The organism is Geodermatophilus amargosae, assembly GCF_041028265.1.
GTDB lineage: Bacteria > Actinomycetota > Actinomycetes > Mycobacteriales > Geodermatophilaceae > Geodermatophilus > Geodermatophilus amargosae_A.
Genome location: NZ_JABGCW010000012.1, coordinates 18891 through 32562, shown reverse-complemented (window position 1 = coordinate 32562; position 13672 = coordinate 18891). Strand labels below are relative to the sequence as shown.

Genomic DNA, 13672 nt, shown 5'->3' with positions numbered 1-13672 from the left:
ACGTCCCGGAGCCTGCTGGTGCGGTCTGCGTCATGTCGTCTCCCTGAGGTGGGGCGGTCGGTGGGATGCCGTCGGCGTCACTGCGCGAAGACCCCGGCCAGGTGGTCGAGGAGCGCGTCCTCGGTGACCGGGCGGGTGCGGAAGCCGACGTGACCGTCGGGACGGACCAGGTAGGCCGCCGTCCCGGCGCCCGCGACGCCGTAGGCGGCCGCGAAGGTGCGGTCGGCGTCGCGGACGACCGGCAGGTCGACGAGCAGGGGCACCCGGACGTCCGGGGCGGCGACCAGGTAGGCGTCGACCTCGCCGCGGCTCTGCTGGCGCACGGCCACGGCCAGCTTCTCCAGGTCGAGCAGCTGCTCCTCCGAGGCGCCGGCGTCGGCGGAGAGCAGCAGCGTCGAGCGCGGGCCGCGGGTGAGGTCGAACAGGCGCAGCGGGTGGGCGACGCCGAAGCGCCGCAGGCCGTGCACGTCCGGCGCCCGGTGCCCGGGCTCCGGCCCGGCCGGGAAGACCGTCCCGGCCTCCTCGCCGACGAGCGGGCTGCCGGCGTAGTTCATGGTCATCTGCATCTCGAGCAGGAACTGGGCCTTCTCGTCCTCCATGTCCATCTCGTCGGTGAACGCGATGGACACGGCCCGGTCGACGATCATCTTCCCAGCGGGACGCCGTTCGGCCTCGTAGCTGTCGAGCAGCCCGGGGGCGGCCAGTCCGCGGACGGCGAGGGCGAGCTTCCAGCCCAGGTTCCAGGCGTCCTGGATCCCGGTGTTCATGCCCTGCCCGCCCGCCGGCGGGTGCAGGTGCGCGGCGTCCCCGGCCACGAACACCCGCCCCTCGCGGTAGCGGTCGACGATGCCGTGCTTGATGCGGAAGATCGAGGACCACCGCAGGTCGCTCGCCGTCGTCCCGGGCGGGCCCAGGTCGTCGATGGCGGCCTGCATGTCGGCCAGCGTCGGCGGCTCGTACTCCTGCCAGAACCCGGCCGGCACCACGCCGGTGCCGACGGCCTCCTGCCACCGCTGCGGGGCCAGGGTCGCGATCCGGTAGCGGTTGCGGCCCTTGAGCGGGACGCAGACGAGCATCCCGGTGAACTCGTCGTCCTCGATGCGCACGAAGCGCACCAGGTGACCGGCCGGCAGGTCCCAGTCGACGTCGACGTCCCCGAGCATGAACAGCTGCGGGAACATCGACAGCCCGCCCTCGAAGGTCAGCCCGAGCCCGGAGCGGACGGCGCTGTGCGCCCCGTCGCAGCCGACCAGGTACTGCGCACGGGTGGTCTCCAGCTCGCCGGAGGCGTGCCGCAGCTGCGCGGTGACGCCCTCGTCGTCCTGGGCGAACCCGACCAGCTCGACCCCGCGCTCGACGGCCACGCCCTGGGAGGCCAGCCGGGCCCCGAGGATCCGCTCGGTGTCGTACTGCGGCAGGCCCAGGTGGGCGTAGGGCAGCTCGTCGAGGCCGGCCCAGTCGACCTGGTGGGTCTGCTCGCCGTTGACGAACACCGTCTGGCCGTACAGCCAGATCCCGGCGTCCATCGCCTCCTTGACGACGCCCTGCTCCTCCCAGATCTCCATGGTCCGGCAGTGGATGCCGATGGCCTTGTCGGCCTGGGTCGACGCCTGCGGCCGCTTGTCCACGACGCGGACGGCGATTCCGCGGCGGGACAGCTCGATGGCGTGCGTCAGACCGGCGGGACCGGCGCCGACGACCAGCACCTCGGTCCCGCGACCGGGAACCGGCGGGGCGCCGCCGAGGTCGGCGGCGGCCGGCAGCGGCGCCGGTGCGGCGACGTGCCCGTCGTCGGGCTTCTCCACGAACTCCTGCACGCTGGCGCTGGGCACCGTGCCCACGGGGACCGGTGCAGTGGGGACCGGCTGCTGCGCGGGCTCGGGCACCGTGCCGGCCCCGGCGGCCACCGACGGCGGCACCGGCCGTACGCGCAGCGCGAAGACCCTGCGGTCCTCGCCGCGTGCCAGCCACCGGCCCAGCGGCCCGCCGGCCCAGTTCGCCGGCTCCGCCGCCCAGTCGGTGAAGCGCTGCTCGGACTCCCACTCGGCCACGACGTGGTACCGCCGCCCGTCGGGCTCGCGCAGCAGCTCCTCCCGGGCGTGGCCGGGAGCGCTGCGGGCCAGCTGCGCGGCGGCGAGGTAGGCGAGCTCGAAGGCCTCCTGCTCCCAGGGCTCGACGACGACGGCGGAGTCGACGCGCACCCGCTCGACCTCGACGTCCCCGCCGGGGGAGACCAGCTCCGGGAACTCCGCGCCGTCGTCGGACCGCTGGCGGATCTCGAGCACCTCACGGCGGAACTCGACCGAGTGCCACCGGGCCAGCGGTGCGCCGGCCACCATGTGCACCGGGTCCTCGACCCACTGCACGAAGTCGTCCTCGGACTCCCACTCCGCGAAGATGTGGTAGCGCAGGCCGGCGGCGTCGCGCAGCAGCTCCTCGCGCACGTACCCGCGCGAGTCGCCGATCCGCTCGGCGACCGTCGTGTACGCGCGCTCGAAGGCCACCTGCTCGCCCGGCTTGACGCTGGTGGAGAAGTCGATGCGCACCGGCCGGGACCGCTCGGCCTCCACCGTCGCCAGCACGGTGAAGGTCGAGCGGGTGGCGTCGTCCCGCAGGTCGCGCAGCGCCTCGGTGAGCGTCTCCCGGGCGGCACTGCGCCCGAAGGCGTCCACCGACGCCCGGTCGGTCCAGTCGCTGACGATGGCGAACCAGCGCGGGTCGCCCTCGTCGCGCATCAGCTCCTGGCGCAGGTTGCCGCGCACCCGGCTGATCTCGCCGGCGGCCCGGCGCCAGGCCGCCTCGAACTCGGCCTCGCAGCCCTCCCGCGCCTGCATCCGCAGCAACGTGCGCACCGCCGGCCGCCCGCCGTCCCCGGACGCCGTCATGCCGGCTCCTGCCCGCCCGGGACGGTCGCCAGCACCTCGTAGGTGTTGCGGGCCGCGTCCTCGCGCAGGTCGCGCAGCGCCGCGGTGAGCGCGTCGCGGGCGCTGCTGCGGCCGAACGCGTCCACGGCGGCCCGGTCGGTCCAGTCGCTGGTGATGAGGAACGTGCGCGGGTCGTCGGCGTCCCGGATCAGCTCCTGCTGCCGGTTGCCCGGGACCCGGCTGATCTCGGCGGCGGCCCGGCGCCAGGCCGCCTCGAACTCGGCCTCGCACCCCTCGCGGGTGCGCATGCGCAGGATCGTCCGCACCGTCCCCGGCGTCACGACGTCCCTCCCTCGTACCGGCGCAGCACCAGGCTGCTGTTGAAGCCACCGGCACCCCGGGCGAGGACGACCACGGTGGCCAGGTCCTGCACGCGGCTGGCCCGGACGAGGTCGACCCCGGGCGGGACGTCGACCGGGTCGTCGAGGTGGGCGGTGCCGGGGACGATCCCGTCGCGCATCGCCAGCAGCGCCGTCGCCACGTTGAGCGCCGACCCGCCGGCCATGAGCCGCCCCGTCCACGACGACGGCGCGGTCACCGGCACCGGCGCGCTCCGCTGTCCGAAGACCGCGGACAGCGCGTCGAGCTCGAGCCGGTCGAGCTCCGGGACGCCGGCGCCGTCGGCCACCACGAGGTCGACCTCGTCCGGTGAGACCCCGGCGTCGGCCAGCGAGAGCCGGATGGCGCGGGCGTACTGCGTGGCGTCGGGCGCGGGGTCCTCGTGGTGGTGGGCGTCGTGCGTGGCGCCGTAGCCGGCGACCTCGCCCCACACCTTCTGGGCGCCGCGGGCCCGGGCCGCGCCGGGCTCCTCGAGCAGCAGGATCGCCCCGCCCTCGCCGACGACGTGGCCGTTGGCCCGCCGGTCGAAGGGCTTGTAGGCGTCCTCCGGGCGCTCGGCGGTCGACAGCCGGCCGCCGGTGACCTGGCACAGCAGGGCGTACGGGCACAGCCCCGCCTCCGTGCCACCGACCAGCACCGCCGGCGTGCCGCGGCGGACCACCCGCCGGGCCCAGCCGATGCTGTCCAGCCCGCCGGCGCCCTCGCTGACGACGACGCCCGAGGGCCCCTTGTAGCCGTCGCGGATGGACACCTGGCCGGTGGAGGCCGCGTAGAACCAGGCGATCGACTGGTAGGCGCCCACCGACTTCGGCCCCTTGGCCCACAGCCCCTGGATCTCGTGCTGGCTGAACTCGTTGCCGCCCGACCCGGAGGCCAGGAACACCGAGGTGGCGTAGACGTCGTCCTCGGGCGGGGTGTAGCCGGCGTCCTCGGCCGCCAGCGTCGCCGCGGCCAGCGACATCCACGTCCACCGGTCGGTCTGCACCATGAGCTGCGGCGCCACGTGGTCGGCCGGCACGAAGTCGCGCACCTGGCCGGCCAGCGTGATGCCGTAGCGCTGCGCGTCGAAGCCCTCGACCGGCCGGATGGCCGGCTCGCCGCGCACCAGCGAGGCCCAGTGCTCCTCGACGCCGACGCCGGTGGGGGCGACGACGCCGAGCCCGGTCACGAGCAACTCGGTCACGACTCCCTCCGCGTGGGGCTGGCCAGCACGATCGCCGACTGGAACCCGCCGAAGCCGCTGCCCACCGAGATGGCGACGTCGACCTTCTGCTCCCGCGCCACCTTCGGCACGTAGTCCAGGTCGCACTCGGGGTCGGGGACCTCGTAGTTGGCCGTGGGCGGCAGGACGCCGCGCTGCACGGCCAGCGCGGTCGCGGCGATCTCGATCGACCCGATGGCGCCCAGCGAGTGGCCGACCATCGACTTGATCGAGCTCATCGCCACGCTGCCGGCGGCCGGGCCGAGGCTGCGCTTGACCGCCGCCGTCTCGTGCCGGTCGTTCTGCTTGGTCCCCGAGCCGTGCGCGTTGACGTAGCCGACCTCGTCCGGGGACGTGCGGCCCTGCGCGAGCGCCCGGTCGATCGCCTCGGCCATCTCCACGCCGTCGGGCCGCAGCCCGGTCATGTGGAAGGCGTTGCAGCGGTTGGCGTAGCCGGTGACCTCGCAGTAGACCGTCGCGCCGCGCCGCCGGGCGTGCCCGAGCTCCTCGAGCACCAGCACCGCCGCGCCCTCGCCCATGACGAAGCCGTTGCGGCGGGCGTCGAAGGGCTTGGAGGCGTGCTCCGGGTCGTCGTTGCTGTCGGTGGTGGCCCGGATGGTGTCGAAGCAGGCCATGGAGATCGGGGAGATCGGCGCGTCGCTGGCTCCCGCGACGACGACGTCGGCGTCCCCGTCCTCCACCAGTTGCGCGCCGTAGCCGATCGCGTCGATGCCCGACGTGCAGCCGGTGGAGACCACCGTCGCCGGGCCGTGGGCGCCGAACCGGACGGCCAGCTCGGTCGCCCCGCAGCTCGGCACCAGCGCGGAGGCGAGGAACCGCGAGGCGTACCGCGGGTCGACCTCCCACAGCCGGCCGCCGTCGCTGACCGACACGTACTCCTGCTCCAGGCGCATGGTGGCGCCCACCGCGCTGCCCAGGGTGACGCCGACCCGGTCGGGGTCGGGGGCGTCGTCGGCGTCGCCCACCCCGAAGCGCAGCCCGCTGTCGGCGACCGCCTCGTCCGCGGCGACCATCGCCATCTGGACGAACCGGTCGTTGCGGAACACCTCCTGGGGGGACAGGCCGAGCTTGACGCCGTCGAAGTCGACCTCGGCGGCGACCTGGGAGCGGAACCGGGCGGGGTCGAAGAAGGTGATCCGCCGGGTCGCCGTCCGCCCCTCGGTGATCATGTCCCAGAAGCCCTCACGCCCCATCGAGCCCGGGGCGACCACCCCGATGCCCGTGACGACGACCCGCCTCCGTTCGCGCATCACCGCACGCCCGGCGGCAGCTCGGTGTCCACGTGGCCGAGCTCGGGACGCGGCGCGAGCGGGCCGCAGAGGAAGACGAACGTCGCCGTCGTCCCCGTGTCGTTGACGATGCGGTGGCGGACGCCGATCGGGATGTGCACGGCGGACTCGGCGACCAGCCGCCGCTCCTCGCCGTCGAGGGTGACGAGGACGTCACCCTCCTGGCAGTAGAGGAACTCCTCGGAGTACGGGTGCCAGTGCTCGGTCACGACCTCGCCGGGCTCCAGGGTGAGCGTGCCCATGAAACCGGCGGTCGAGCCCACGCTGGCCGGGCTGAGCAGGACCCGGATGTCACCGCCGCGGCGGCGGTTGGGCGGGGTGTCGGCCCGGTGGACGGTGGGGCCGCAGCGCGTCGGCGTGGCCGGCGCGTGCTGGATCGTCGTCATGTCTCTCCTCAGGTGGGGACGGAGCCCGCGAGGGCGGGGCCCGGGACGTCGGTGGGGACGGGTGCGCCCGGCCCGGAGGCCAGGGAGACGGGCAGGTGCGGGTGGACCTGGGCGACCAGCGGCCCGAGGACCGGGACGGCGCCGATCTCGACGACCGACGTCGCGCCGGCGTCGGCCAGCGACCGGGAGGTGGCCTCCCAGAGCACCGGCGCGGTGAGGTGCCGCCGCAGCGCCGCGCGCAGCCGCCCGGGGTCCCGGGTCGCCTCGCCGTCGGCGTTGGGGACGACGGGGACCAGCGGCGCCGACCAGTCGAGGTCGGCCAGCGCCGTGGCCAGGTGCGCGGCCACCGACGCCATCAGCGGCCCGTGGCAGGGCGCCCGGCCGGGCAGCCGGACCAGCTCCAGCCCGGCGGCGTGCACGACCTCGGCCGCGCGGGCCAGCTCGGTGCGGCCACCGGCCAGGACGGTGCGCTGCGGGGCGTCGACGGCGGCCACGCACAGCCGGCCGTGGCCGTCGCCGTCGCCGTGGGTGTCGCCGTCGCCGTGGGTGTCGCCGTTGGCGTGGGTGTCGCCGTGGGTGTCGCCGTCGACCTGCGCCACCGCCGCCCGCGCGACCGCCTCCGCCCCCGGACCGAGGACGGCGGCCAGGCCCGCGCAGGACGGCCGCGGGGCCAGGCAGAGGAGCTCGGCGCGCCAGTGCACCAGCTCCACGACCTGGTCGAGCTGCAGGGCACCGGCCGCGACGAGGGCGGCGAACTCGCCCACGCCGTGCCCGGCGACGGCCACCGGGTGCAGGCCGCGGGCGGTCAGGCTCCGGTAGCCGGCCACCCCGGTGACGACGACCTCGAGGTGCGCCGCGACGGGGTCGGGAGCGGTCGCGGGGTCCCGCCACCAGGCGGCCACGTCGCGGCCGACGACGGCGTCGACCTCGGTGACGGTGGCCGCGGCCACCGGGTCGGCCAGCCAGGGGTCGACCATCCCGGGGCGGGAGCCGTCCTCCCCGGGCAGGACGACCGCGGGACCCCGCGCCGCGGTCACCCGACCGCTCCCGGATCCGCGTCGGCCGCGGCGGCCTCGACCTTCTCCTTGATGATCCCCATCTGGACCTTGCTGTTGGCGTCGATCCGCCGGGTCATCGTCTCGGTGTCCACGGGCGCCTCGGGCCGCATCCGGAAGTCCTGCACCCAGCGCATCCGGGTGCCGCCGTCCTCCACCGCGTAGCTCCAGTGGATGTCCATGAACTCGAACGGCCCGGGCTCCACCCGGCGGGCCCGGACCTCGTGCTTGGCCGGGTCGAGCGTCCGCTCGGACACCCAGCTCCACGTCCGCCCCGACTCGTCGGGGTGCATGGTCAGCCGGAAGCGGAACCAGGTGTCGGTGGACTCGAGCACCTCGACGGTCCGGTACTCGGTGAACAGGTCCGGCCACGACCGCAGGTCGTTGGTCATGCGCCAGACGTGGTCGATGTCGGCGTTGATGAGGATCGAGTTCTCGGTGTGGCCGACGGTCAGGCCGGGCTCCAGGGTGCTGCTCATGGTGGTCTCCTCCGGGGGTGGGATCAGGCCGGCTGGGCGGCCTGGGCGGCGCTGACGGTCTCGACGATCTGGCCGAACGTGTAGGCGTCGGGGTTGTCGTCGGGCATCGCGACGCCGAAGCGGTCCTGCAGCTCGGTCTGCATGGACAGGAAGGCCAGGGAGTCCAGGCCGACGTCGGCGAAGTGCGCGTCGGGGTCGCTGGTGTGCGACGCGGCCGGCAGGCCCGTCTTCTCGGTGAGCAGCTGCATGAGGTCGCTCTGGGTGAACGCGGGAGCGGACATGGTGTGGTCCTCCTCGGGACAGGGGTGCGGGACGGACGCCGGGTCGGCGGGGTCGCCGGCCCGGACGAGGTGCAGCGGACCGCGCCGGGCGGCGGGCAGGGCCGGCTCCCGGGACGCGGCGATGGCCGCGGCGTGGGCCACCAGGTCGGGCAGCCGGCGGTCGAGGAACTGGACGTCGTGCCGGTCGGCGCGGACGTCGGGGTCGCGTAGCAGCGCGCGGTGCAGGGCCGCGGTCGTGTGCACGCCGGGGCCCTCGACGCGCAGCTCGGCCAGCGCCCGGTCCATCCGCCGCACCGCCTGCTCGCGGTCGGGCGCCCAGACGACGAGCTTGCCCAGCAGCGAGTCGTAGTGGGGACTGACGTCGTCGCCCTGGCGGTAGCCGGTGTCGAAGCGGGTCCAGGGCCCGTCGGGGACGCGCAGCACGTCGAGGTGGCCGGGGGCCGGGGCGAACCCGCGGGCGGGGTCCTCGGCGTTGATCCGGCACTCGATCACCGCGCCCCGCACGACGACGTCCTCCTGCCGCAGCCGCAGGCGCTCGCCGCCGGCCACGAGCAGCTGCTCGCGGACCAGGTCGATCCCGGTGAGCATCTCGGTGACCGGGTGCTCGACCTGGATGCGGGCGTTCATCTCCATGAAGTACGCCCGCCCGGCGTCGTCGACGAGGAACTCGACGGTGCCCGCGCCGGTGTAGCCGACCGACAACGCGCCGCGGACGGCGAGCTCGCCGAGCTCGGCCCGCTGCCCCGGCGAGAGGTGCCCGGCCGGGCCCTCCTCGAGCAGCTTCTGGTGCCGCCGCTGCAGCGAGCAGTCCCGCTCGCCCAGGTACAGGCCGGCGCCGTGGGCGTCGCAGAGGACCTGCACCTCGACGTGCCGCGCGCCGGACAGGTAGCGCTCGACGTAGACGGTCGGGTCGCGGAACACCGCCCGCGCGACGGAGCGGGTGGTGGCGAAGGCCTCGGCGAAGTCGGCGGGGTCGTGCACCACGGTCATGCCGCGCCCGCCACCGCCCGCCGCGGCCTTGATGATGACCGGGTACCCGATCTCGGCGGCGACGGCGAGGCCCTCCTCCGCGGTGCGCACCGGGTCCACCACCCCGGGCAGCAGGGGCAGCCCGGCGGCGGCCATGAGCCGTCGCGCGGTGGCCTTGTTGCCCATCTGCTGCATGACCTGCGGCGGCGGGCCGACGAAGGTGAGGCCCTCGGCCTCGCAGATCTCGGCGAAGTCGGGGTCCTCGGAGAGGAAGCCGTAGCCGGGGTGCACCGCGTCGGCGCCGCTGCGCAGGGCCGCCTCGACGACGTTGGGCACGTGCAGGTAGCTCGACCGCGGTGCGGGCGGCCCGATGTGCACCGCCTCGTCGGCCATCTCCACGACGGCGGAGTGCCGGTCGGCCGTGGAGTACACGGCGACCACCTCGATGCCGAGCTCCCGGCAGGCGCGGGCGACCCGGACGGCGATCTCGCCGCGGTTGGCGATGAGCAGCCGGCCGATCACCGCGAGCCACCGGGTGGGCGGAGCAGCAGCAGGACCTGGTCGTACTCCACCGACTCGGCGTCGCCGGCGCGGATCTCGGCGACCACGCCCGCGGAGTCGGCCACGATCGGGTTCATCAGCTTCATCGCCTCGACGATCCCGAGCGTCTGACCGGCCTCCACCTCGTCGCCGACCCGCACGAACGGCTCGGCACCGGGCGAGGGCGCGGCGTAGAAGGTGCCCACCAGCGGCGCGCGGACGGCGACCGTGCCCTCCGGGACCTCGGGCTCCTCCTCCGGCTCGGGGGCCGCGGCGGAGGGGGAGGCCACCGCCTGCAGCCCGCCGGGCACCGGCACCGGGGCGGCCGCCGGAGCGGTGCCGGTCGCCCACTCGACCTCGACCGCGCGGTCCCCGCTGCGGACGGTCAGCCGGCGCAGCGGTCCGGGCAGCGCGCGGGCCAGGTCCACGACCTCGTCCCGCAGGCTGCGGTCCTCGTCCGCCTGCACGTCGTCCTCCCCCGATCCCGACCGCGACGACAGCTCAGCGGGCCGCATCCCCGGCACCTCCCCCGGGGACGGGCGCGACGACGCGCAGCGGCCGGTCACCGTCGCCGCCGATGCGTGCCAGCCGCGCGCTGCGGGAGTCGAGCAGGGCGGCGACGTCGAGCCGGCCGAGCTCGTCCAGCTCGCGCACCACGGCGGCGCGCAGCAGGGCGGCGGCCGCGGCCGGGTCGGCGTCCGCGCCGCCGGGCGGCTCGGGCACCACCGAGGTGGCGATGCCGCTGGCCCGCAGGTGGGCCGCCCCCAGCCGCATGGCGCGGGCGGCGGTGGGTGCCGCGGTCGCCGTCCGCCAGAGGATCGCCGCGCACCCCTCCGGGCTGATCACCGACAGGTAGGCGTTCTCCAGGACCAGCAGCCGGTCGGAGGTGCACAGCGCCAGCGCGCCGCCGCTGCCGCCCTCGCCGGTGAGCACCGCGACGACGGGCACCCGCAGCCGGCTGCTGCGCATGATGATCTCGGCGATCGCGTGCGCCTGGCCGCGCTCCTCCGCCGCCGGGCCGGGGTGCGCACCGGGGGTGTCGACGAGCGTGACCACCGGCAGGCCGAAGGTCTCGGCGTGCGCCATGAGACGCATCGCCTTGCGGTAGCCCTCGGGGTGCGGCATCCCGAAGTTGCGGGCCACCCGCTCGCGGACGGTGTGGCCCTTCTCCTGGCCGATCACCACGACCCGGCGACCGTCGAGCACGGCCACCCCGCCCACGACGGCGGGGTCGTCGGCGAACGCGCGGTCGCCGTGCAGCTCGACGAAGTCGTCGAAGGCGGTGTGCAGGTAGTCCAGCGTCGTCGGCCGGCCGGTGACCCGTGCCCGCTGCACGACGTCCCAGGCGTCCAGGTCCGGCTCGGCGGCGTCCGGCTCGGCCGCCGGGGGCACCAGCGGCGCCCGGGGCGGGGTCGCGGGTTGCTCCTGGGGACCGTGCAGAGCGAGCAGCCGGACGAGCAGCGGGCGCAGCTCCGCGCGGCTCTCGACCCGGTCGACCAGGCCGTGGGCCAGGAGGAACTCCGCCGTCTGGAAGTCGCTGGGCAGCTCGGCCCGGATGGTCTCCTGCACCACCCGTGGACCGGCGAAGCCGACGTGCGCGCCCCGCTCGCCGACGAGGACGGCGGCGAGGGTGGCGAAGGACGCCGACACCCCGCCGTACGTGGGGTCGGTGAGCACGCAGATCGAGAGCAGGCCCGCCTCGTGCAGCCGGGCGTAGGCGTGGCTGACCCGCGCCATCTGGAACAGCGAGAACACGCCCTCCTGCATGCGGGCGCCGCCGCTGGCGCAGACGGTCACCAGGGGCAGACCGTGCTGAAGCGCCAGGTCGGCGGCCGCGGTGACGCGGCGGCCCACCTCGATGCCCATGCTGCCGCCGAGGAACGCGAAGTCCATCGCGGCGAGGACCACCGGTGCGCCGCCGATGCGGGCGGTGCCCAGGACCACGGCCTCGGTCTCGCCCGACCGGACGGCGGCCTCGTGCAGCCGCTCGCGGTAGTCGCGCAGGTCGGTGAAGGCCAGCGGGTCGAGCGGCCCCGGCGGGCAGGCGTGCTCGGTGAAGCTGCCGTCGTCGGCCAGCAGCGCGATCCGGGCACGGGCACCGAGGCGCAGGTGGTGGTCGCACTCGGGGCAGACCGAGAGGTTGCGGTCCAGCCGCTTGCGGTAGAGCAGCCAGCCGCAGCTGGGACAGCTCACCCAGTCCACCGGCCCGGCCGCCGTCGCAGCGGGGCGGGCCGGGGTCGTCGCGGTCACGACCGCTCCGCCGACCACTCGTAGAAGCGGCGGGCCATGGCGTCGCGCGGGGACTTCCAGTTCGGGTCGTAGGCGACGATGTAGGGCCGCAGCTCCTCGCTGACGGCACGGAACGCCGGCAGCGTCTGGGCGACCGCCATGGCCTCGTGCTCGGGGCGGTCGAACTCGATGAGGTGCACGTAGAGGTCGTGGAACGTGAACAGCGAGCGGCGCCGCACCCCGATGTCGTACGGCATGGACGTCGCGTCGGAACGGGCGAAGACCTCGGCGACCTTGCTGGCGTCGGAGGGCGTCATCTTCGCGATGATCATGGTCTGGTGCACGGGCACTCCAGCGTCGCTGTGGGCCGGCGGGGCCGGCGGGCCGATGGACGGCGGGACCGGTGCGGCCGGCCGGCCGGCCGGGGACCGATGCCCGGCGACGCTATGGCGGGGACGGTGCCGCCGGACACCGCCACGGGTCTGATTCCCCAGGCCAGCCCCCAGGAGGGGTCGCCTGGTCACCGGGACGGGCACCGGCAGGAGGGGGTGGCGCGTCCTCAGATCCAGCACCCCGGGGGTGGGGTGATCCCGTCCTTCCGGACCGGTAGACCACGACCCGGGTATGAATCCGGCGGCCGATCGCGCTCGCCGCGTCGCGGACCGGTGGCGGGGGGTGACCGGCCGTCGCTAACTTCCGGGTCCTGGATCAACGGCGCGGGGCGTCGGACCTGAGCGGAGATGACGCATGGGTGGCGAGCCGGAGGGGTCCGTCCCGCGACCGCGGGACGCGCCCCGGCGAGCCGGTCCCCCGGCCCGGGTGCTCATCTGCGACGACCACGAGGTCCTGCGGCACGGCCTGCGCGCGGTCCTCCGCTGGGCGCCCGACCTCGCCGTGGTCGCCGAGGCGGCCGACGCGGACCGGGCGCTGGAGTTGGCGACCGAGCTGCGCCCCGACGTCACCCTGCTCGGTCTGGGCACCCACGGCTCGGCGATGATCGAGCTGGTGCGGGCGCTGACCGCGACCGGGACCCGGGTCGTCCTGCTGGGTGAGGCCGGGAACGGGGGCGACCTGGTGGAGGCCCTCCGCGCCGGCGCGCGCGGCTACGTCTACACGACCGTCAGCTGCGACCGCCTGGTCGAGGGGGTGCGGGCCGTGGTGCGCGGGGAGACCCTCCTCGACGCCGCCGTCACCGGCGAGCTGTTGCACCACCTCGACGGCGCGCGGGCCGCCGCCGCGGCCGACGACGGACCCGGGCGCAACCCGCTGACCGCGCGGCAGCAGGCCGTGTCGGCCCTGGTCGCCGAGGGGCTGACCAACGCGGAGATCGCTGCCCGGCTGGAGGTCAGCCGCGCCACCGTCAAGGGCCACATCACGGTCGCTCTCCGGCGGCTCGGGCTGCGCGACCGGACGCAGCTGGCCATCCACGTGAACCGCAGGGCCCGATCCGGTTCGGGCTGGGAGGCCGGCCCCGTCGGCGGGTGAGGCGCTGTCCACGGTCGAGGCGCTGCTGTCGGTCGAGGCGCTGCTGTCGGTCGAGGCGCTGCTGTCGGTCGAGGCGCTGCTGTCGCGTAGGCGGTCCGCCACGCTGCGTTCCGGCCCGGCGGGAGTGGCGGGCCGGAGACGTGCCCTGGCGCACGCGAACCTGGACGTGACCTGTGAGGACGGTGCAGATTTCCTGTCAGGGCCAGCCGGTTGTGCGCTACCGTTCGACGCGTCCGCCGAGACGGACGGGTCCCCCCCGGCCGGAGATCCCGGCCCCGGACCCGTCGACGAACCGGACAGGGGGATGGACATGAGCTCCGACGACGTGCTGAGGGGCCAGGGTCCCGTGCCGCCGCGTCCGCGGCGGCCGACGGGTCCGGGACCCGGCGTGCCGGGCCCGGGTCGCTGGGCCCCGCCCCGCCCGCGCTCCCTGCCGCGCCCCGCGCACCCGCTCGCCATCCGGCCGCCGTCCAG

12 protein-coding genes are annotated in these 13672 nt (G+C 75.5%); 1 reads left to right on the top strand and 11 read right to left on the bottom strand.

The window, feature by feature from the left end; all coding sequences use genetic code 11:
- Positions 1 to 77: 77 nt before the first annotated feature.
- The 11 genes from HLV61_RS15905 to HLV61_RS15855 are packed head-to-tail and all read right to left on the bottom strand — an operon-like array spanning position 78 to position 12057.
- Positions 78 to 2885, bottom strand: coding sequence for an FAD-dependent monooxygenase (locus tag HLV61_RS15905; protein WP_369257116.1), 2808 nt, complete (start codon positions 2883 to 2885; stop codon positions 78 to 80).
- Entirely contained in the window at positions 2882 to 3205 is a 324-nt protein-coding gene (locus HLV61_RS15900) for an antibiotic biosynthesis monooxygenase family protein (RefSeq protein ID WP_369257114.1), read from the bottom strand. Before HLV61_RS15900 ends, HLV61_RS15905 begins: the two co-directional genes overlap by 4 nt.
- Positions 3202 to 4446 carry a beta-ketoacyl synthase N-terminal-like domain-containing protein gene (locus tag HLV61_RS15895; protein WP_369257112.1) on the bottom strand — a complete coding sequence of 415 codons (1245 nt, stop codon included), beginning with the start codon at positions 4444 to 4446 and terminating at the stop codon, positions 3202 to 3204. The genes HLV61_RS15900 and HLV61_RS15895 overlap by 4 nt, the downstream gene beginning before the upstream one ends.
- Positions 4443 to 5735, bottom strand: a complete 1293-nt coding sequence (locus tag HLV61_RS15890; RefSeq protein WP_369257110.1) for a beta-ketoacyl-[acyl-carrier-protein] synthase family protein — start codon at positions 5733 to 5735, stop codon at positions 4443 to 4445. The genes HLV61_RS15895 and HLV61_RS15890 overlap by 4 nt, the downstream gene beginning before the upstream one ends.
- The gene (locus HLV61_RS15885) at positions 5735 to 6160 is read right to left on the bottom strand and encodes a cupin domain-containing protein (protein WP_369257109.1); all 426 of its coding nucleotides are present in this window, start codon (positions 6158 to 6160) and stop codon (positions 5735 to 5737) included. Before HLV61_RS15885 ends, HLV61_RS15890 begins: the two co-directional genes overlap by 1 nt.
- An 8-nt stretch (positions 6161 to 6168) precedes the next feature.
- Positions 6169 to 7197 carry an ACP S-malonyltransferase gene (locus HLV61_RS15880; protein ID WP_369257107.1) on the bottom strand — a complete coding sequence of 343 codons (1029 nt, stop codon included), beginning with the start codon at positions 7195 to 7197 and terminating at the stop codon, positions 6169 to 6171.
- A complete protein-coding gene (locus tag HLV61_RS15875) occupies positions 7194 to 7694 on the bottom strand; it encodes an SRPBCC family protein (protein WP_369257105.1) in 501 nt (166 codons plus the stop codon). Before HLV61_RS15875 ends, HLV61_RS15880 begins: the two co-directional genes overlap by 4 nt.
- A 23-nt stretch (positions 7695 to 7717) precedes the next feature.
- A complete protein-coding gene (locus tag HLV61_RS15870; protein ID WP_369257103.1) occupies positions 7718 to 9466 on the bottom strand; it encodes an acetyl-CoA carboxylase biotin carboxylase subunit in 1749 nt (582 codons plus the stop codon).
- Positions 9463 to 9999, bottom strand: coding sequence for an acetyl-CoA carboxylase biotin carboxyl carrier protein (gene accB, locus HLV61_RS15865; RefSeq protein WP_369257101.1), 537 nt, complete (start codon positions 9997 to 9999; stop codon positions 9463 to 9465). Before accB ends, HLV61_RS15870 begins: the two co-directional genes overlap by 4 nt.
- A complete protein-coding gene (locus HLV61_RS15860; RefSeq protein WP_369257099.1) occupies positions 9986 to 11734 on the bottom strand; it encodes an acetyl-CoA carboxylase carboxyltransferase subunit alpha in 1749 nt (582 codons plus the stop codon). Before HLV61_RS15860 ends, accB begins: the two co-directional genes overlap by 14 nt.
- Positions 11731 to 12057: a TcmI family type II polyketide cyclase gene (locus HLV61_RS15855; RefSeq protein ID WP_369257097.1), complete on the bottom strand. Its 327-nt coding sequence runs from the start codon at positions 12055 to 12057 to the stop codon at positions 11731 to 11733. The genes HLV61_RS15860 and HLV61_RS15855 overlap by 4 nt, the downstream gene beginning before the upstream one ends.
- A 475-nt stretch (positions 12058 to 12532) precedes the next feature.
- Between HLV61_RS15855 and HLV61_RS15850 the strand changes: the two genes are divergently transcribed.
- Entirely contained in the window at positions 12533 to 13198 is a 666-nt protein-coding gene (locus HLV61_RS15850; protein WP_369257096.1) for a LuxR C-terminal-related transcriptional regulator, read from the top strand.
- The last annotated feature ends 474 nt before the right edge of the window (positions 13199 to 13672 follow it).